This is a genomic window from Paenibacillus sp. J22P165 (assembly GCF_059692015.1).
Map to the genome: position 1 here is coordinate 15,564 of NZ_JCAUAP010000006.1, position 21,332 is coordinate 36,895.

The window sequence follows — 21,332 nt, forward strand, 5'->3', positions numbered from 1 at the left end:
TGACGTAGCCAATTCCTATCATGCGTTAAAATTAACCTTTTACCGCTCCAATTGTGACGCCGGAGATAAAGTATCTCTGCAGCCACGGATAAATGAGCAAAATGGGTACGGTTGCAAACATAACGGTTGCTGATTTAATCGTTTCAGACAGGCCTGGGCTTGAAAAACCTTCCTGCGTAGCCACCTCAATGCTACTGACACTATTAAGTATGTTATAGAGCAGCAATTGTATGGGGAAGTAGGTTCTATCGGACATAAACATTAATGCATCAGAGAATCCGTTCCAGCGGCCTACTGCATAGAAAAGCGCCAGCGTTGCAAGCACAGGAGTGGAAAGCGGTAGATAGATGTTGATAAGTACCCTAAGAGGACCTGCACCATCGATTTCAGCGGATTCCCTAAGACTCTCTGGAATCCCGAAGAAGAAGCTGCGCATGATGATGACATTAAATACACTAATGCAGTTTGGCAGAATCAGTACCAACGGATTATTAAGCAAGTGCAGCTCTTTCAAAAGCAAGTAGGTCGGGATTGTGCCTGCACTAAAGTACATAGTAAAAATGATGAGTGCCGTGATAATCTTTTTACCTTTAAGGTTGTCATAGGTGAGAGGGTATGCACACATAATCGTCATGAACATCGACCAAAGCGTGGTAATCACAGTTAGTATGGCTGTCCACAACAACGCCCATGTGTATTTGGAATCGCCAAGTACCGTTGAGTAAGCATCGAAATTCAGTCCTACAGGCAGAATTAATACTTCATTTTTCACCAAGGAACTCGCAGAACTCAAGGATCGCGCCAAGATATTCAATAACGGCAGGAGACAGACTAAAATACACAAGAAGCAAACGAAAGCGATAATCCAGTCTCCGATTCTAGTACCTTTTGATTTAATCATGTTACAGCCTCCTACCAGATGCCACGATCGCCAAATTTTTTCGCCAGAGCGTTTGCTGCAAACAAAAAGATGACGCACACGACGGACTGAAATATACCGACGGCAGTGGTGAGAGAAAATTGCAGTCCACGAATACCGTTGTTGTATACGAATACGGAAATAACGTTAGAAACTTCTGTGACAAGTTTATTGCTGAGTGCGTAAGGTCTGTCAAATTCACTGCCTAAAATACGTCCAAGGCTTAGAATAAGCATAATAATGATCGTAGGACGAAGTCCTGGCAGCGTAATGTGCCAAATATTGCGTAAACGACTTGCGCCATCCACCGATGAGGCCTCGTACAGTTCAGGGTTGATCCCTGTAATGGCTGCTAGATAGATGATGGTATTCCAACCACAGCTTTGCCATATGCCCAGTAAAATGTAAGTGACCACCCAATAACCAGGCTCATTTAGAAAAGGAATGGATGCAATGCCCATCTTATTTAGCAGGATGTTGACAAGCCCTGTAGTTGGCGCAAGAAGCTGGAGTGCCATACCTGAAATAATAATCCATGACAAAAAGTGCGGCATATAGACAATCGTTTGGGTGAATCGCTTAAAACGTTTGAAAGCGAGCTCATTTAAGAGAATGGCTAGAATAATTGGTGCAGGGAAGCCAAACAGTAAGTCAAGAAAGTTTAGACCGATGGTATTTCTAAGTGAATAAAGAAAGTCGCGATTAGAAAATGCCTGTATAAAATATTCGAACCCATTATTTCCTGCCCACTCCATCTCTGATGGGCTTTTTACAAGGCTATAGTTTTTGAAAGCAATTTGAATGTAGCCCATAGGTATGTACCGGAAAATGAGAAAGAAGGCCATTGGGAGAACCAACATCACATAGAGTATCCAGTAACGTTTCATGTACCGGATTGATGGACTCTTATTTGTAATTACCATATTTGCACCGCCTTACTTATAAATTTTTCTTCCCTTGTCATCGTCAATGCCTGTTTTGCGATAGAAGTACGTATTCACTTGATCTCGCCACTCATGAGCATTGCGAAGTTGATGTTTAAGCCGCTCTTTCACCGAGTTAAAGACTTCCTGTGGAAGTCGGTTCTCCAGCGTCTCCCAGAATTGTAACAAGGCTTCCGCTTGCTGAGCACCCTCAAAGTGACTGTCATACATGTATTGCAGCAATGTTCGTCCGTCCTTCATTTTGTAGTCATACCGAACGCGATGGAAGAAGAGTAATAATTCCTCCGGACAAGTTGCTATATGGTCATACATGTTTTGCAATGACTCTGGATACTGAGTTGTAAATCCCGTTCCTTTGGAAGTGCGATCGACCCCAATGGCATCAAAGCTTGCTCTGTGATACGTCCCCCACTTTGAAAACTCATAGCCGTCAACATTAGGCCCATAGTGATTATTGGGATTTACCATAAAGCCAATACCAAGAGGTGCTGTATAGCTCTCGTAAATTCCGCTTGATGTAAGCAGCATCTCCTCGACCGTTTGGCACCCATGCTCATCTGTTTCGAACGTGAGCCGAACCCACTCGCCGATCAGTTCTTTCGCAGTAAGTTCCGGATTCCACGCCATTCTCCCAAAGGCATACAGATTACACTGCGCAAGGGTGTTGCCTGTCCAGTTCCTGTTATTTCCTGTGTTCGTAACCGCTGTTACAGCAACGATTTCTTGACCAAACAAGCTTTTCAACAGCTTCCCTTTGTCAACTTCCGTTGTCAAAATTTCTTCCCATTGAACAGCTAAGCTGAATAGGTCGATTTGCTGGCCTGTGTACTCCTGAGCGATCTGAAATTCAATAGCTTCGCGCGTGTTTTTAAGGCTTGAAAAAAGAGGTGATACAGGCTCTCTCGTCTGAAAATCGACAGGTCCATTTTTAATTTGAAGAATAACGTTCTGATCAAATGTGCCATCCAGTGGCTGAAAGTGTTTATAAGCCGCCATTGGACGGTCGGTTTGTGTATCTCTCCAGTCCTGCTGGCAGTTATACACAAAGCATCGCCAAAAGACCAACCCGCCAAATGGAGCAACAGCTGCGGCAATCGTATTGGCACCGTCTGCCTGAGTTCGTCCGAAGGCCTCCGGGCCACCTCTGAATTCGGAATCCGCTTTCACAACATACCCTAAGAAGTCCGGAATTTTATCGTATACAACAGCAGATTGCGCTTTCCAAAAATCTTTTACTCCCGCATCCAGCGGATCAGAAGTTGTAAGCCCTCCGACGATCATCGGTGCGTCAAAATGTACCGATACCAACAATCGAATGCCAAAGGGCCTAAACAGATCAGCTAGTTCTGCCAAGTCAGCAAGCAGCGGTTCAGCAATCAGAGCAGCACTTACTTTGTTCACGTTCACATTGTTAATGCAAATTCCGTTAATGCCGATAGAAGCCATGAGTCGGGCATAATCCTTGATTCTTTCTGCATCATAATCAAACTTATTATTACGGAAGAAGAAAGAATTACCAGCATATCCGCGTTCAATATGTCCATCCATGTTGTCCCAATGATTGATGATGCGATAGTCCACTTGGGGGGCGGAGCGTTCATGAATCTGTTCCATACTCTCTCCAGTGGCAAGACGGTTAAGGAAGCGATACACACCATATAAGAGACCCATCCTACTGCCGCCTGCGATTTCAAATCCATTAGCCAGTGGGGTGAGCGAAAATGCCTCATGCGCCAAGTCGTCAATTTTCAATTGCAGCGTATACGCAGCACTTTCTTGAATTTCCCCCCATAGGCGATTTAGACCTAGGCGACATTCTTGATGGATAAAATCTAAATCGAAGCCTGCACGAATTTGCAAAGGTTTAGGTTCTAGATTGAATTTCGGCTGCAGCCAAGCATTGTATTCGGAATATTTTCGTATTGTGTGATTCATGAAGCACCTCTATTAGTTAATTAAAGCGTTTTCTTAATTAAGAATTTAGCATTGAAAGATTCCTTTCAACAATAGTCTGACTATAGTTAGCAATGCCTAATTAAAGATATTATTTGCAAAAAAAATAGACTAGCGATTGCTAGTCTGGTTGATGTCTGAGACATTGTGATGGCGAATAGCCTTTGATTAACTTAAATTGCTTGCGAAAGTGCGACAGATCGCTATACCCGCAACGCTCGGCAGCTTCGGTTACATTGCATTCGCCATTTTGCAGCATGTCCTCTGCATGATTAATTCTTGTTTGCGTCAAATATTGATTGACCAGCATGCCCGTTTCATTTTTAAATAGTGCCCCAAAGTATACGGTATTGAGTCCTGCAAGATTAGCAAGCTCTTTGACAGTAACATTGCTTGTGTAGTTTTCGGAGATATAATTGATTGCCTTTTTCACCCGATAGTCTGATCTTGTGGTGTCTTTTTTAAAGAGAATCAACTCATACAATCGGTGCATAATGACGAGCAACTGGCCTCTGGTTTTTGTACGATATCCGGTTTCTTTACGCACCCAGGCATTGGATAGCTCGCGAAAGAGTCCGACGAGGTCACTCTTAATCCCAATGTGCGTCAGTAAAGGAAGAGGCAGATCGGCCTGTTGTCCGTTCATGTCATAGATGTTGAAGTTAGCAGAGTACACATTCATAAGGTCATCTACGATGCAGTGGGCCATACGAATACTTCCGCGTGGAATGCAAAGAAGATCACCGCGTTTCACCTCGTATTGTATGCCATTAATTGTATAGATGCCTCTACCTTCTATGACATAGGTGATGTCATAGAATGAGATTTCATTTTTGGCAATTTCCCATGTTGGTGTGCACTTTCTATATATTAAGTAACCAATATCAGGTACTAAGAAGTCGTTAATTTCTACGGACAATGTGATCGCCCTCCCAAAACCATGTCTTTAATTTATACCCTATAACTATAGTTCAACCACTGTCAATAAAAAATGTAGAAGTTTGATTGAATTGGAAGGAATAGTGAAATATAAGCTTTTTTTTTACTTTGAGCAAATAGAACGAAGATACTGCATCAAAGAGGTGACAAATTCGATATTCATGTCATGTAACCCTATAGCTTGAACAGAATGGCTGCTGTTAGGATGAGAAAGTATTGTAATCGTTTTCATCAAAAGGGGGTGACATTTGTAGATGAAAAAAGCGAGGAACGGCATGTTGGCATTCGGCTTAGGGTGTTTCATTCTCATTCTGGCAAGCACATTGTCGGGATTTATGATGCGCAGTGAGAGTTCATATTCGGATGCTGCTCATGTTGCCTCCGTGAATGGTGAAGCCGTTGAAGCAAGAGAATTTTCCGCTTTGCTGGGTGCTGAGCGCTCCAAGACTTATGCATATTTTCAAGATAAGTATGGAGCGGAAGACAGTACGGAATTTTGGAATCATTCGTACAATGGCGAAATTCCAATGGAAAAAATAACGCAGACTGTGCTAAAGCAACTGGTAAAACGCAAGGTTCAGCAAGCGTTAGGCGTACAATACGGGCTGCTGAAGGATACGAGCTATTCCACTTTTCTGGAAGAGCTGCGGATCGAAAATGAGCGCAGAAAGAAGGAGGTAGAGCTTGGTAGACCCGTTTACGGCCCAAAACAAGTCACAGAGAAAGTATTTTATGAGATGCGACAGACCCAATTACTGGAGGACTTAAAAAGGAAAAAAGCTAGTGAAACAGCGATCAGCGATCAAGACATTTCAGCCTTCTATGAGGAGCATAGGAATGATTTCAGGCGAGCAGATGTGAACAGGGTGAATATTTTCCCAAATACTCAACCGTCAACGGATACGAAATCATCCCCATCTAAGGCAACTAGTACGAACGATGGCGACGCGATAATCCCGCTCACTGAAGTGAAAGATCGCATAGCTGCCCATTTAAGTGATCTTTCGTTTGAACAATTCGTACTGGATCAAGCCAATCAGGCACAGTTAGTTGTGAATGATTCCATGCTGAAGTCCGTGGCAGATAAGGTGCTGCGGGGAGAGTCTTGAAATTTATCTTAAAAGATGAGGTGCAGAATGAGGAAAAGAATAACCATGCTTCTTATTGTTACGCTTCTATTCAGCATGTTTCCTTTCGTTATACCTAAAGCAGAAGCAGCTATTGTCAACGTGTTATCGGAAAACTTCGAGAGTACAACCATTGGGCAAGTGCCGGCAGGGTGGACGGCGTCGACCGGCGCGAATCTCGTTTCTGTCGCACAAGATACGGCTGGCAACGGCTATTTGACCACGACAGAAACGAATAATTCCGTGGCGAATACAGCGACTTATGCTTTTGCAGCGCCGATTACGACGGATTTCTCGATCGATATGCAGGTCATGACGAAGCAGACTGGCTCAAGTTTTGAGGGCTACTTCCTTTTACTCAAGGATGCCGCAGGCGATAAAGTGCTGGAGCTGCTATTCAATGGAAGCAATATTGCGCGCAGATATGGCAGTAATTTAAAATCGACCGTACTGTCAGGCATCGTAGCCAATGAATGGTATAACATTCATGTTGACGTGAATATGACAACGAAACAATACAGCGTGTCCATCGACGGCTTGCCTATGTCATCCGCAACGAATGTTGCGCTGTATAAAGCTGCGAGTGAAGTGACGGATTATACGTTCTCCTCCTATCGCTTTCAATCGGGCACGATTCAGTTGGACAATATTACGGTGAGCAAATTTGTGGCAGATCCGGCTAATCAGGCGCCAACCGCATCCGGCGTGACGGTGAACGGTACAACGCTAAGCGGCCAAGTATTAACGGGCAGTTATACGTATGGGGATACAGAATCGAATCCGCAAGGCACGTCAACGTTCAAATGGTATCGGGGGACGAACGCAGATGGCACGGGTAAAACGGTGATCAGTGGCGCTACCTCGCTTTCCTATACGGCTGGGGCAGCCGATGTGAACCGCTATCTGTTCTTTGAAGTAACACCGGTTGCAACAGCAGGTGTGCTCACGGGTACAGCTGTACTGAGCCCATCTGTCTATATTCGTTATCCTGGCAATGTCCTTACCTTTGATGTTACAGGGCGTGCCACCGATGCGCTCAATCAGCTTGATCTCGTGTACAGCCAGAGCGGTGTTACCTTAAGCAGTGGAAGTGTAACAGGAATTGGCGGCAATTTCACTTATTATGCAGGTGCACAAGATTTCAAATCGTTCGGCATTGATGTGACGTATAACAAATGGACGATGAATTTTACGCCATTAGATGATTTATCCGTTTATGAAGCGACCTACGACAGCCAAACAGGAACGCTCGTGGATGGGAATAAAGTAACGCTAGTACGTAAGCTTCATCCTGAGCTCATGTCCGACGTTCAATATGTGAAAGCAACGTATGTCGCTGCGTCACCTATTACGGCTGGCACCAAGTTCCTTCGTGTAAAAATGCCGACAGCAGCATTTAACAGTGGGACAGCGTCAGATTTTAAGGTCGATCAAGTTGCTTTTGAAGGTTCACTTTCAACTTTAGCTCGCATTGACGGCTATGTGGAAGATACGATGGTCGATTTCTCGAAGTACGTGAGCGGCGGCGACACGAGTAACTTGCAAGTGGTTCCGTTGACAACTTCTACGTTGATCCGCACGTTTAATACGACGTCTTATGTGAAACGAACCAACCCGGCTGTAGCGACAACAGCTATGACGTTTGCAGCACCAACCGGCAAAGATTTCAAATCAGCCTATCTCGAGGGCTACTATTACGCCAATTTGCCGAGCACTCCTGCCTTTGAGCTTTGGACGTCTTCAAACGGCACAGATTTCACGCTGTATAATCTGACTGGCATTTATAAGCATCCTGCCTTCGGATCCTCAGCTAATAATAGTATTCCTGACACCTTGCATGCTAATTATTTGCCAAATGGGGTGAAGTTCGTCAGGGTAAGGTTGGCCGGCAATATCGCGAACGGGTTCCCTAACATGACGAAGCTTGCCTTCGGCTATGGCGCAGAAATCCCTGTAGTCCCGGCGGATTACGACGTTACGATCAAAAAGACAGCCTCCGAAATAACGCTGGATGGTGTCGTGTCGACCGATGCAAGCGGCAACCCAAGCGGCGAATGGGCGGGCAGCGAGTTGATACGCATCCAAGGATTGACGGATAACAACGGGGATCAACATCGGGCAGATATTTATCTGAAATATGATGATAAAAAGCTCTACCTCGGCGCGAAAATCAAAGACCCGACCCCGATGAACAATACGCGAACAGGAACAGGCATCTGGAACGGCGATGCGCTTGAACTCTTCCTGGGTGATGAGGATATGGATTTCACACAGCATCCGGAGGCCGTCGGAACGATGCTGCCAAGCGACCGTCAGCTTGTTCTAGGCAGCGGTATTGAAAATGGCTACCAATGGTATATGAATACGCAAGGCGCTAATTCGAAACCGCTAGTTTTCATGGAAATCGTGAGAGATGCGGATGGCAGAGGATATACCATGGAAGCAGCCATACCGCTTTATGCGCTTGGCATCACAAATCCATGGGAAGGGAAAGCACTTCTTCTGAACGCGGCGCTTAGTGATGGCAGCTATGCGAGTCGTGGACAATGGGGCTGGACGACTAATGGCGAATCAGCCAAGCGGGCAAGAGGACAATTCGGTTCAGTCACATTTGAACAGGCCTCTGCGCCAGCAGCAGAAATGAGTTTATCCGCCAGCTATAACAACGGCACGAATCTCCTTACCGTTACGGGGCAAACGACCCAAGTGAATACGCGTTTGATGACATTGTTGGTCAAAAATGCGGCAGGTGCTACGGTGTACTTTGAACAAATGCTAAGCAATGGTACCGGAAACTTCACGTTTAGCCACAACCTAAGCACACTGGAAGCTTCCCCTGGCACTTACACAGTAAAAGTTGGCGGAGACGGCGTACGCAATCCGCGAGTGACGACCGTTGTTATTAACTAATCGGCAGTTCATGAGGAGGGAAACCATGAAGCTTAAAGGGATCATAGGGCGGGCATTTTCGATTTTAATGTCAGCTGCTGTGTTGATGACAGCATGGGTGGCAGTCGTACCAGGGGAACATGCTTATGCTGACAATACGGCGTATTACGTCGATGCTGTAAATGGGAACGACAGTAATAACGGCACAAGTACGACAACGGCTTGGAGAACGATAACCAAAGTCAATGCGAAGACCAACTATTTGCCTGGGGATCAAATATTGTTCAAATCGGGCACGTCGTACACAGGCTCGCTTAAACTTAGAAACTCGGGTGCTTCGGGTAATCCAATTATTGTGGGGAAATACGGCGGGGATGTTAAACCGATTATCAATGCTAATGCTGCCTACGCTGCGATTGAATTGGAAAATATTCAGTACTTTACGTTGCAGGATCTGGAGATAACGAACTATAAAGCTGCCGATCCCGACGATTACTTGACCGGCTACTATCGCCGGAACGGGATATGGATTAAAGCTTTTCATAACGGTCCAATGCGAGGGATAACGATCCGCAACATGGATATCCATGATGTGACGGGTATGAATCTGACCGGTGAGACGACAACGACGACGACAGACGGCAAGGATAAAGGCGTGAATAAAAATGCGAACGCCGGTATTCAAATCGATGGTTGGGAGTGGGAACCAACTCAGCCGAAGGCTTATTATGACGGTCTGACGATTGAGAATAACTACATTCATGATCTGGTTACGATCGGGATCAATATGGCGGGGCACTCCAATGATACGGCGTACTTTAACAGAAATGTTACCGTGCGAGGCAATTCAATTATGAATAACGGTGCGGATGGCATTATTATCGCGGTTACCAACAATCCGCTGATTGAGAATAATGTCACCTTGGATGTGGGGGCCTATGCACCTGGTATCAAATGGATTGCAGGCATCTGGGTATGGCGAACGAATCAAGCGCTCGTGCAGTTTAACGAAGTGGGAAGAGTGAATGCGGAGATTAAAAATGACTCCGATTCAACGGCTTTCGATACGGACATTCAAGCGCAGGGTGATCATATTTTTCAATATAATTATAGCCATGAGAATGAAGGCGGATTTTTCATGGATATGAACCAGTTGAAAAATGGGAGGAACATCCTCCGATATAACATCAGCCAGAATGATAAGCGGAATGGCTGGCATAGCTTCACGATCAACAGTGCGGACCCTAGCATTTTCTACAATAACGTCTTCTATAACAGCCTTGGTATTGGCTTCCAAATGAAAAACAGTGCAAACGCCACGTTCATCAACAATATTTTCTATGTCACAGGGTCAACTGAGACGTATGCCGCATTGCCAAGGTTTATTAATAATGGGTTCTATGGACAGCCTGCGCCTGCTCAAGGGCTAAGCAATATCGTAGGAAACCCTGGCTTCGTAAATCCAGGTGCAGGTACAGATGGCATGACGACTGTGGATGGGTATAAATTGAATGCCAGTTCTCCGCTCATCGGTGCCGGAAGAGTGGTTGCTAATCACGGAGTTCGCGATTTCTGGAACAATCCGATTTATATAGGATTACCAGATATTGGGGCTTTCGAACATCCAACAAGTATAATCACAGATACGGTGGCGCCGAGCGCTCCAACAGCTGTCACGGTTACAGGCAAGAGCGATACGACGGTATCGTTTTCGTGGACATCGGTTGAAAGTGGTGTTCCATTGGATGCAGACATTTATAATGCTGCGAACAACCAGGTCCTGACTTCGGTCATCGCTGCTAATACGGCTACAGTGACCGGTCTGACGCCGGGAACGGCCTACAGCTTCTATGTCAAAGCGAAAGACAGAAACTGGAATGCTTCTGCAGCTAGCGCTACCGTATCCGCAACAACGAAAGTTGCAGTTACGGTTGATAACGCGCAAGCTGTTCGAACCGGAAGCTGGACGGCGGCAACGGGTGGTAACGCTTATAATAACGATTACCATCGTATCGCAGCAGGTTCAGGATCGAGTACGGTCAAATGGACACCGACAATCCCGACTACTGGATATTATACGGTGTACTACTTCCTGCCGGATGGAACGACATCGCGCGCTGGTAATGCAAGCTATACGGTCAGCGGAGCCGGCGGCTCCAAAGCGTACTCTGTCGATCAGCGCGTGAAAGGCGGCGCATGGGTTCCGCTCGGTATTCATCGCTTCAGCGCAGGCACTACAGGCTATGTGCAGCTGAACGATACGGGCAACGGCGAAGTTGCAGCGGATGCCGTGAAATTCGTCTATGAGAGCACATTCGGCTTAGATGATATCGTGAGTGTCCAGTTGACGACGAAAAAGCTGCAGCTGCGTTTAGCGGAAACCACCACGTATACAGTCACGGGCGTTGATAACCTGGGGCAATTGATAGATCTCGTCGCAGATGGTGCTGCGCTTACGTACACTGTGGATAATCCGTCGATTGCCGGTTTAAGCAGCGGTATAATTACCGGTAATGCGAGCGGCGCAACGCAATTCCGTGCGAACTTTACATTTGGCGGCAATACGTTAGTGAGTAACTCAGCTGAGGTTATTGTTGGACCGAGATTGACGGTAGATGTGCCAACATTTACGAATGCAACGGGTCAGACAGTAACGTCGATCTCAGCGAACAGTGCCATTACTGCTTCGTCTAGAGTAATAAATTCCTCGGAGAAGCAGATTAGCGCGACACTAATTCTTGCCTTGTATTCACCAACGGGACTTGTGTCTTACACAATTCAAGAAGCCGTTGTGAATAAATACGATAACAAAACGTTTACCACAACGTTAACGACACCTGCTTCTGTGAGTGGTCATTACATCAAAGCTTACATGTGGGATAACACAAACGATACGGCGGCGTTGGCGGAAGAAGCGACGCTTCAGTAGATGAATAGAAGGTCGGCTAACAGCTCGTTGCTGTTGGTCGGCCTTTTTCTATGTAGTCGCAGCCAGCGGCAGCTCGCTAGCGCACAAAAATTGTGCGCAAGGTGCAAGTCGCGGCAGGCAGCTGCTCGTTAGCGCACAAAAATTGTGTGCGAGGGCCTCGTCGCGGCCGGCAGGCCAAACGCGATGGGCAGCGCAATTTTAGGCCAGTCGTGTTCTAAATATTCAATCGCCCGAAAGTGATCGCTGACGACCCACGTGCCAAAAATGCCAAGCAGGACGCAGACGGGGAGAATATTACCAAAATAGCTTTTTTGGGGCTGTTGTCACTTTTGGGATTGCGGTGGTAAGATAAAAGGATTAACTAACTATTAATATGACGGTTTGAAAGCGTTTCCAAATAGTAGTTCGGGATACACATATCCGAGAGGTGGAGAGCCAAATGGCGATAAGCCAATTGATGGAGCAGCAAAAAAAGTATTATCACACAGGGGCTACGCGAGGACTTGATTTCCGTCTTACACAGCTCCGAAAGCTGAAACAAGCGATTGTTGATCGGGAATCGGAGATTATCCAGGCGCTTCGCACCGACTTGAATAAAAGTGAGAAGGAAGCGTACGCGTTTGAAATCAGCATTGTGTATCAAGAGATTGCACATGTCATCAAGCATCTGAAACGTTGGATGAAGCCGAAGAAAGTGAAAACTCCAATGACGCATTCGGGGAGTCGCAGCTACATGATCCCAGAACCACTAGGCGCGGCACTTATCATTGCACCGTGGAATTATCCGTTTATGCTGGCATTTGATCCGTTAGTGGGAGCCATTGCTGCAGGAAATACGGTGGTATTGAAGCCATCGGAGCTAGCACCAGCGGTGTCAGCTGTGATGACCTCGATACTACGTGCAACATTTGAACCGCAGTATATAGCTGTTGTGGAAGGCGGCGTGGAAGCCAGCAGTGAGCTGCTGGAGCAGCCGTTTGACAAGATTTTTTTTACGGGCAGCGTTGCGGTCGGAAAAATTGTGATGGAAGCGGCGTCGAAGCGGCTCACGCGAGTGACGCTGGAGCTCGGAGGCAAGAGCCCCTGTATCGTCCATCATGATGCGCAACTGAAGCTGGCCGCACAGCGTATCGCTTTCGGGAAGTTCTCAAATGCGGGACAGACCTGCGTTGCTCCAGACTATCTGCTCGTGCATCGGAGCGTGAAAGATAAACTGCTGGCCTATTTGCAAGAGGCTATCAATTCCTTTTATGGTGACAAGCCGCTGCTAAGCCCCGAGTATGGCAAAATCATATCACGCCGTCATTACGAGCGATTGCAGCATTTTATGAAAGATGGGAAGGTCGTTATCGGTGGAGACGCTAATGACCAGACGCTGCAAATTGAACCGACAGTGCTAGAAGCGGTCACATGGGATATGCCAGTTATGCAAGAGGAGATTTTTGGGCCCATACTTCCAATCCTAACCTACGACAGTCTCGATGAAGTGGTGGGCTTGATCCAAGCTCGGCCGAAGCCGCTAGCCCTATATGTTTTTTCGGAGGACAAAAAGGTACAAGATGCCTTGCTTGAGCGTATTTCATTCGGCGGCGGTTGTGTCAATGATACATTGATGCATTTTGGTTCCACGCATTTACCTGTCGGCGGAGTAGGTGAGAGCGGAATGGGCAGCTATCATGGCGAGATGAGTTTTCACATATTTTCGCATATGAAAAGTATATTGAAACAGACAACGATGTTTGATATTCCTTTTCGCTATCCCTCGAGTAAAATCGGGCTGAAAATCATTCGCAGGCTGACTAAGCCTTAATACGGCTCACTAGGAAGAGGTAAGTCATATGTTAGGATCCTACGAGTACTATAAACAGATTTTCAAGGATGTACCGAAGCCATTCGCATTCGTAGATTTGGATTTGTTGGATGCTAACATCAGGGCCATTGCGCAGGAAGCAGGGGGAAAAAAGATTCGGGTAGCGAGCAAATCGATTCGCTGCCCCGAGGTGCTTCGCCGTATTCTAGCGGCTGATGGTGTGTATCAGGGGATTATGTGCTACACGGCGGATGAGGCTGCTTTCTTAGCCCGCGATGGTTTTGATGACCTTCTACTTGGCTATCCGCAATGGCATGCTGAGGCGCTGACCGACGTGATTTCACTTATTGGCGAAGGCAAAACGATTACGTTCATGGTCGATAGTATCGAGCATGTTGAGCAATTAGAGCAGCTCGCAGCGAAGCAGCAAGTAACTGTACCCATTTGTCTCGACATCGATATGTCGACTGATTTTCCTGGATTGCATTTTGGCGTATGGCGCTCACCGTTGACGCGATGGGAGCACGTACGGCCTGTTGCGGAAGCCATCGTTAAGGCCAACTGGCTGCGGTTGGACGGCATTATGGGGTACGAGGCGCAGATTGCTGGTGTTGGTGATAATGTGCCTGGGCAAGCTGTGAAAAATGCGCTAATCCGCAGATTGAAAAAATCCTCTATCCGTAAAGCCGCCAAGTGGAGAGAAGAAGTTACACAACGGCTGAACCAGATGGGGGTCCAGCTTCGTTTCGTCAATGCGGGTGGGACAGGAAGTATGGATAGCTCGCGGGAAGAAGCGTGGGTGACGGAGATCACCGCAGGGTCAGGCTTTTACTCACCTGGCTTGTTCGACAACTACAAGTCGTTTCGCTATAAGCCCGCTGCTGGGTATGCGGTAGAGATTGTACGGCGTCCACAGCCGAATATCGTGACGTGTATGGGTGGCGGTTATACAGCCTCGGGACCGACAGGGGCAGATAAACGACCCAAGCCGTATTTGCCTGAAGGTCTGGAGCTGTTGGCATTAGAGGGCGCAGGCGAAGTGCAGACGCCGCTGCGCGTGCGCGGGAAAGTCAAGCTGGAGCTGGGCGATCCGGTGTTTTTCCGTCATGCGAAGGCAGGGGAGCTATGCGAGCGTTTCCTAACGCTATATGCCGTGTCGCAGGGCAGCATTGTAAGTACATATTCAACGTATCGCGGTATGGGGGCGTGTTTTCTATGAGAAGCCAATCAGGGACATGGACGAATTGGTCAGGTACGGTTCAGGCTTCGCCGCAGACGGTGCTCTATCCGGACTCCATTGAAGCGGTGGCCCAGGCTGTGCTGCTTTGCAGACGAGAAGGACGCAGGCTGCGGGTTGTCGGTACGGGACATTCGTTTACGCCAATTGCAGCATCGGATGATGTGCTGATGACACTGGACCGAATGCAAGGCCTAGTGGAGTTAGATGCAGAGGCAAAGACTGCGACGGTTTGGGCAGGCACCAAGCTCAAGCTGCTTGGGGAGCTGTTATTCAATCAAGGGCTGGCACAGGAGAATCTGGGTGACATCGATGTACAATCGATTGCTGGCGCCATCAGTACGGGGACCCATGGCACTGGCCAACAGTTCGGCAACATTGCCACGCAAGTGGTGGGACTGACGATGGTGACGGGGGCTGGCGATGTTATCACATGCACACCTGTGACTCACCCTGATTTGTTTAAAGCGATGCAGGTTTCCATTGGCGCACTGGGTATTATTGTGCAAGTAACGCTCAGGCTTCAACCTACTTTTAAAATGAAGTACGAAAGTAAGCGAATACCGCTGAAACAATGCTTGCAGGAGCTGCCGGAAATCGCAGGCGGACATCGGCATTTTGAATTCTATTGGTTCCCTTATGCGGATCCCTGTCAGCTCAAATTCATGAACCCGACGGATCAAGCGGTGACGAGTCGCAAGATGCGTGATTACATTGGGGATGTCCTACTCGAAAATACGGTTTTCGGTCTATTGTCCGAGTTATGCCGTAAGGTCCCGAAGCTCAGTCAGACGGTGAGTCGACTATCCGCATCGCAAGTGCCTGTAGGCAGCAAAGTCGATTACAGCCATCGACTGTTTGCCACGCAAAGACTCGTTCGTTTTAACGAGATGGAATATAATCTTCCAGCAGAAGCCATGCCAGCGGTTATTGAAGAAATGCGAGCAAAGATGACGAAAAATAAGTACAACGTTCATTTTCCAATCGAGTGTCGTTTTGCGAAAGGGGATGACATCTGGCTCAGCCCGGCGTTCGAGCGTGATTCTGCCTACATTGCCATTCATATGTATAAAGGGATGCCGCATGAGGAGTATTTTGCAGCGATGGAAGACATATTCCTGCAATACGGCGGCAGGCCGCACTGGGGCAAAATGCATTCGCTGCGGTCAGCGGAGTTGTCAGAAAGATATCCGAATTGGCAGCCATTTTGCCGTATTCGAGAGGATTTGGACCCAGATGGCATCATGCTGAATGGGTATCTAGAAAAGATATTCGGTGTGACTGGATAGGTTTGATAAACAATGGGGAGGTGTCTTCATGGTGGAGTCAAGTGCGTCTCGCTCTCGCTGGTCGGTTGTCGCTGCTTACGCCTTGCTTGCAGCAGTAACTCAGCTGCTGTGGGTAACCTTCACCCCCATAACGACGGCAGCTTCCCGTGAGTGGGAGGTTTCTATCGATGCCGTAGGCTGGTTATCTCTCGTCTTCCCGCTTGTCTACGTGCTGCTGTCTATCCCTTTTGGTCTGGGCGCTGACCGGTGGTTTCGCGGATCGTTGCTCATCGGCGGTGCGTTGACGGCAGTTGGTGCGCTTATTCGCATCGTGCCTGGCTATGAATATGCACTCATCGGGCAGCTTGTGATTGCCATTGGACAGCCACTTGTACTCAATGCTGTGAACAAAGTAGCTGTGCTCTATGTGCGACCCGAGCAACGAGCGAATGCCATTGCGGCAGGTACGGCAAGTCTATTCGTCGGTATCCTGGTATCGACGGTTACAGTTCCTTTTGTGATGGCATGGCAGGGAATGCTGGCTGTTCTGTGGACGCAAGGAGGTATTAGCGTAATTGCCGCCGTGGCAATGCTGTTGGCGCTGAGACGTGCGCCAGTATTCGAAGTTGATGCGGCTGCTGCTGATACGAGCAGCGCATTCGGGTTAAGCGCGATTGCGACCCTTTGGTCGCAGCGTTTGGTGCGGCTATTCAGCCTGCTCCTTTTCGCAGGCTTCGGTATTTTCATTACGCTGGCGACATGGCTCGAAGTGCTAGCCAGCGCGATCGGCTACAATGCCCAGCAAGTCGGCATTGGCATCGGTGTTATGACGGCGGCGGGCATTGCCGGCGCTGCGGCCCTGCCACGATGGGCGCTGAGCGGTCAACGCGCTAGGAAGGTCGTTCTCTGCTCGCTTGTGGCGAGCGTGTTGCTTCTGGTCGGGCTCGCAGTTGGTATGCCACAATGGCTATTCATCAGCTTGCTTGCCGTATGTGGATTTCTGCTGCTTGCTGATTTGCCCGTGATGCTTTCGCTGGCAGAGGCCAAATCCGATCCGAAGTTAGTCGGCGCCGTCACAGGCTTATTGTTGTTGTTTGGCAACTTAGGGGGAATCGTGCTTTCTTTGGCTGTTCAACTCTTGTTAGGAAATAGGATTGTCGCGATCGGAGTTGTAGCTGCTGTGGCCATTCTCATTTTGCCTGCTGTTAGGTCGCTGCAGACGGTGCCATTGAAGATCCAGCGTGAAAAAAACGAACAGATGTAAGATTTCATTTAAGCAGCGAAGTGAAAGGTTTAAACACAATCTCAATAAGTTGCGTAGTTCCTGGCATATTCGGAAAGAGACACACGGTAATCAAAAGTGCCCAACCAATCAAGGTAATGCTGACGAGTGCAACTTGTTCTCGCCTTGGAGATTTTTTGTGAATTGGCCACTCTAAGAGAATAATAAATAGAGCAAGGAGAGTCGTACAAAGGATTGTTACTATTTTCATAACTACTCCTCCTTGCTTCCCATTTTTTTACTAGCAGGATCCTCAATAAAGCCAGTCCGTTCCAAGTTAACATCCGTTTCGACACTAACAATAACTTGGGGGAACAAAGTGTCCCATTGCGGACCTAATTTTTTCCACTGCTGAGGATATTTCCTGTGAAATGCTGTCGCGAAGCCGAGTGCATCCACGTGAAAGTCGTTTTGAGCTTGTGTGACGACAGATAAAATTCTTTCTTTCAAAATACTGGAAATTTTGCTTTCTACGATTTTAGCGCTTTTTTCTTCCAGCATATTTAGCTTTGTCGTGTTCTCAACAACGTTGCACTCTATAAGTGTTGTCACTTTCACAGACAAGTTGTCCCCTTCAATGAAAGGTTCAATGCTTGATTGACTATGAAACACATCAACAGACACTTTTCCCTGATTTTGATTGAAATTGACAGTGACTAGAGCTGATTTGATCGCATTGGTCAACCACATGAGGCCTCTCGTCGAAGCGTCATCCAACAGTCCGACCATTTGATTTTTCTTAAGCAATGCGGAGCCGTATACATAAATGGCTTTATTTTTTTGTTTCTGCGATGTGTACATTTTGGTATAAGGAAGGGCGTAGGACTGGGAATCAGATTCAAGTAAATTATGCAGTTTCAACAACGTTACGTATAATCCCGTGTGTAAATTGGACATTTCACGCAGTTCCTCCGACGTATCCCTCTCGAGGACTGGATTCGCATTTAGCATATCAACAGCATTTCCTTGACAGACATAGATAAGTGATCTTCCTCTTGGACCAGGATGACGACGGAGAAAAGCAAGCGGATCTTCTAAGCTGTCTCTCGCTAATTCTTCTCCAAAAACAATTGTACTGGCATGCCCCCAAAATAATTTACGAGAAAGTTTCTCTTGTAGTCTTTGATTGGCATCCGACATATTTACACCTGTCGCGGAAACTACGATGCTCTCAGGATTTTTCCCTTTACTTCCTTCCATGCCTCCAATGCTTGTGTTATTCGAGCTCGGTACGAAGACTTGAACGGATACTACGACACCCTCGTTCTCTTGATTTTTATCTACGCCAATAGCTGTAACGATACCCAGATCGTTGACTTCCATGCGATCCCAACAGCCAGTTAAACATATCAAAATTAAACAGATGAGACCTAATCTCAGATATGTTTTCATAGCTTATTCATCGACCTTATGTGCTGATTTCCCGTGAACATTGGGCTTCATGGCTGGCGACTGACGGTGTCTGTTAAGGGGAGACGCTACACGAGGCCTTCGGTTAAATAACCATCTTGGTGCACGTATGATCAAATCGAGCAAAGCGTAGGGCTGTACAGGGGACATGGGTGTCAAATACGGAGAACCGAATGAACGAAGTCCGAGCAAATGAATGATAATCGCAAGGATACTGAGAATGACGCCTAATAATCCTAAGATTCCAGCGGTAATCATGATAGGAAAGCGCATAAGTCGGATAGACGTACCTGCTCCATAGTGAGGAACCATAAATGAGGCAATACCGGTTATGGCTACAACCATGACCATCGGAGCGGATACGAGACCTGCGGCTATGGCTGCTTGACCAATTACAAGCGCACCAACGATACTCACCGCTGCTCCTACCTGCTTCGGCAAACGGATGCCTGCTTCGCGAAGCGCCTCAAAGGTGACTTCCATCAAAAGCGCTTCAACAAGTGCTGGAAAAGGGATATCTTCTCTGGACTTTGCCATAGAAAGCAATAGCTTCGTGGGAATCATTTCCTGATGGTAGGAAACAACGGCAATATAAATGGATGGAGCTAACAGGGCGATGCCAATAAAAAAGTAACGAAGCAACCGTATCGCTGATGCCACATAAAACCGTTGGTAATAGTCTTCTGGCGATTGCAAGAACACCGCTAGCGTACCAGGAGCTATCAAAACAAAGGGCGTTCCAGCAACAAGAACAGCAATACGCCCTTCCAGTAATGAGGCGCAGACAATGTCTGGACGTTCAGTCGAAAGCAGTTGTGGAAAAGGTGAAAGAGGGTTATCCTCAATTAATTCTTCTATGTAGGAGCTTTCCAGAATACCGTCAATCTGGATGGATTGAAGACGAGTCATCATCTCATTTACGAGACTTGGTCGAATAATGCCTTCGATATAAGCTATCACGATTTCGGTCTGCGAATACTTGCCGATCGAGATGGCTTCAAGCTTTAAATCCGGATTTCTAAGCTTTCGTCTGAGCAGGGACGTATTTACCGAAATGGATTCGACAAAACCTTCTCTAGGTCCACGAACAAGTGTCTCAGAACTGGGTTCCTCGATATTCCGCGTCTCCCATTTTTGACAGGAAATACCTAAAGCTCGATCTTCACCGTCTATAAGGAGAATGGCAGCTCCCATGGAAACAGCAGAAATGATATCTGCATAGGTAGAAACATATTGAATGTCGGAAAGTTTGAGTTCCTCTTGAATCGCTTCAGCGGTAGAAATCCAAATGTTTGAAACGGATAAGGGGACAAGTAGTTGTTGATCCACTAACTGCGAATCTGCAAGCCCATGTAAATACACAATACAGGCATCAAGTTCCTCACCAATACGGAATTCATGAAAAACAATATCATAGCAGCGGTCGTAAATGGTGTGGAGGCAATTTAAACTATCCGTTAGGGTGGGCAGGATCCTTATGTTCGAATAATCGGTCATTGGTACCCATGCCTCCTTTTTTAGTGGGAATCAATCGATTAGTAGCGAGGATTAAAAGAATACCGGGGCAAACTAGTCGGAAAAAAAGATCATTGAAGTCTCCGCCACCGCTGCTTCTAGATACTAAGGATGGTAAATTTGGAATCCCCCATAACGAGAAGAGCGCAATTAGCAAACCTGTTGGAAGCACGATTGCCCGGTAATTCTGTAGTCGCAGCCAATTTGTAATGGCCATAACGGTAACATAATAAAACAAAGAAATTTTGATAAACAAACCGATGACCCAAATGATGACAATAAGAGATTCAATATTTTCGAGAAAATCTGCTACACTCACATATCGTGCCGCAGCTAAAATAGGGTAAAGAAATGTTTCCAAGCTTGGACCGAGTAGCCATAGTACAAATAAATTCATGCCGGACATTGTAGCTACAGCCCAGATGACAGAGCGAGTTGACCATTTGCCGATCGAATCGGCATCATGGATATAAGGGATCAGGAAACTCATGAAGAAGAATTCAGAAATCCATGTCATGGAATGAATGGATCCCTTAAGAGCCGGCAACAATCCGTTTTCAAGGATTGGCAGCATGTCCTTGATGTTATAATCCTTCGAGAGCAAAGCTATGATGAAAATAAGAGAGATAATAACAACAGGCATGAATAGCTGAGCTGCTCTCCCTATTATTTCCAATCCGCTTCGTACGGCATAAGCGCAAATGATAAGCATAGAGTAAATGATGACACCCTTAGGCGTCATCCGTAGAAAGGCGTTGAGCATTAATTCGGTATAAGATCTCAGAACCGCACCACTCATATTTAACAACGAAATAATATACAAGAATCCTAGGATTTTAGCAGGCCATGATCCAATGATTGCCGGTAAATATTCCATAAAAGTTTGATTAGGATATTTCTTGGCCAACTTACAGGTTACAAACACCAAAAGAAATCCCGCTACCGAGCCAATAATTGGAGATAGCCATAAATCATTGCCTGCTGATTTGGCCGTAATATTGGGCAAGTACAGCAGTGCAGTTGAAATAATACTTAAGTAGAGGAGTGCAGCCGCTTGACCAGCTGTTATTTTTCCATGTTCAGTCAAAGTGTCTCTCTCCTACTCGTAGG

General features: G+C 46.8%; 15 protein-coding genes. 7 read left to right on the forward strand and 8 right to left on the reverse strand.

Going from position 1 to position 21,332, the window contains the following annotated elements; translation table 11 throughout:
• Positions 1-31: 31 nt before the first annotated feature.
• The 4 genes from AC58QM_RS15295 to AC58QM_RS15310 form a co-directional block, all read right to left on the reverse strand.
• Entirely contained in the window at positions 32-901 is an 870-nt protein-coding gene (locus AC58QM_RS15295; RefSeq protein ID WP_497285345.1) for a carbohydrate ABC transporter permease, read from the reverse strand.
• A gap of 11 nt (positions 902-912) precedes the next feature.
• Positions 913-1,842, reverse strand: a complete 930-nt coding sequence (locus AC58QM_RS15300) for an ABC transporter permease (RefSeq protein ID WP_497285347.1) — start codon at positions 1,840-1,842, stop codon at positions 913-915.
• Between the two features lie 12 nt (positions 1,843-1,854).
• A complete protein-coding gene (locus AC58QM_RS15305; RefSeq protein ID WP_497285348.1) occupies positions 1,855-3,798 on the reverse strand; it encodes an alpha-glucuronidase in 1,944 nt (647 codons plus the stop codon).
• 139 nt (positions 3,799-3,937) lie between these two features.
• A complete protein-coding gene (locus tag AC58QM_RS15310; protein ID WP_497285350.1) occupies positions 3,938-4,735 on the reverse strand; it encodes an AraC family transcriptional regulator in 798 nt (265 codons plus the stop codon).
• A gap of 274 nt (positions 4,736-5,009) precedes the next feature.
• Here AC58QM_RS15310 and AC58QM_RS15315 point away from each other — a divergent pair, with 274 nt between their 5' ends.
• The 7 genes from AC58QM_RS15315 to AC58QM_RS15345 all read left to right on the forward strand — a co-directional run bounded on the left by AC58QM_RS15315 (position 5,010) and on the right by AC58QM_RS15345 (position 17,279).
• On the forward strand, positions 5,010-5,864 hold the full coding sequence (locus tag AC58QM_RS15315) for a hypothetical protein (protein WP_497285351.1): 855 nt from the start codon (positions 5,010-5,012) through the stop codon (positions 5,862-5,864).
• A gap of 27 nt (positions 5,865-5,891) precedes the next feature.
• The gene (locus AC58QM_RS15320) at positions 5,892-8,792 is read left to right on the forward strand and encodes a sugar-binding protein (RefSeq protein ID WP_497285353.1); all 2,901 of its coding nucleotides are present in this window, start codon (positions 5,892-5,894) and stop codon (positions 8,790-8,792) included.
• Between the two features lie 25 nt (positions 8,793-8,817).
• On the forward strand, positions 8,818-11,700 hold the full coding sequence (locus AC58QM_RS15325) for a golvesin C-terminal-like domain-containing protein (RefSeq protein WP_497285355.1): 2,883 nt from the start codon (positions 8,818-8,820) through the stop codon (positions 11,698-11,700).
• A gap of 439 nt (positions 11,701-12,139) precedes the next feature.
• Positions 12,140-13,510, forward strand: coding sequence for an aldehyde dehydrogenase (locus AC58QM_RS15330; protein WP_497285357.1), 1,371 nt, complete (start codon positions 12,140-12,142; stop codon positions 13,508-13,510).
• Positions 13,511-13,538: 28 nt separating this feature from the next.
• Positions 13,539-14,729 (forward strand): amino acid deaminase/aldolase, encoded by a 1,191-nt coding sequence (locus AC58QM_RS15335; RefSeq protein WP_497285359.1) that lies wholly within the window; start codon positions 13,539-13,541, stop codon positions 14,727-14,729.
• Positions 14,726-16,036 carry a D-arabinono-1,4-lactone oxidase gene (locus tag AC58QM_RS15340; protein ID WP_497285361.1) on the forward strand — a complete coding sequence of 437 codons (1,311 nt, stop codon included), beginning with the start codon at positions 14,726-14,728 and terminating at the stop codon, positions 16,034-16,036. Before AC58QM_RS15335 ends, AC58QM_RS15340 begins: the two co-directional genes overlap by 4 nt.
• 28 nt (positions 16,037-16,064) lie before the next feature.
• Positions 16,065-17,279, forward strand: coding sequence for an MFS transporter (locus tag AC58QM_RS15345; RefSeq protein WP_497285363.1), 1,215 nt, complete (start codon positions 16,065-16,067; stop codon positions 17,277-17,279).
• Positions 17,280-17,283: 4 nt separating this feature from the next.
• Here AC58QM_RS15345 and AC58QM_RS15350 read toward each other — a convergent pair whose 3' ends face one another.
• From AC58QM_RS15350 to AC58QM_RS15365, 4 genes are read right to left on the reverse strand one after another with little or no spacing between them, the layout of a single operon-like run.
• Positions 17,284-17,508, reverse strand: a complete 225-nt coding sequence (locus AC58QM_RS15350) for a hypothetical protein (RefSeq protein ID WP_497285364.1) — start codon at positions 17,506-17,508, stop codon at positions 17,284-17,286.
• Positions 17,509-17,510: 2 nt separating this feature from the next.
• Positions 17,511-18,689 (reverse strand): Ger(x)C family spore germination protein, encoded by a 1,179-nt coding sequence (locus AC58QM_RS15355; protein ID WP_497285366.1) that lies wholly within the window; start codon positions 18,687-18,689, stop codon positions 17,511-17,513.
• 3 nt (positions 18,690-18,692) lie between these two features.
• Positions 18,693-20,204: a spore germination protein gene (locus tag AC58QM_RS15360; RefSeq protein ID WP_497285368.1), complete on the reverse strand. Its 1,512-nt coding sequence runs from the start codon at positions 20,202-20,204 to the stop codon at positions 18,693-18,695.
• Positions 20,158-21,309 (reverse strand): GerAB/ArcD/ProY family transporter, encoded by a 1,152-nt coding sequence (locus tag AC58QM_RS15365; protein WP_497285369.1) that lies wholly within the window; start codon positions 21,307-21,309, stop codon positions 20,158-20,160. The genes AC58QM_RS15360 and AC58QM_RS15365 overlap by 47 nt, the downstream gene beginning before the upstream one ends.
• Positions 21,310-21,332 lie beyond the last annotated feature (23 nt).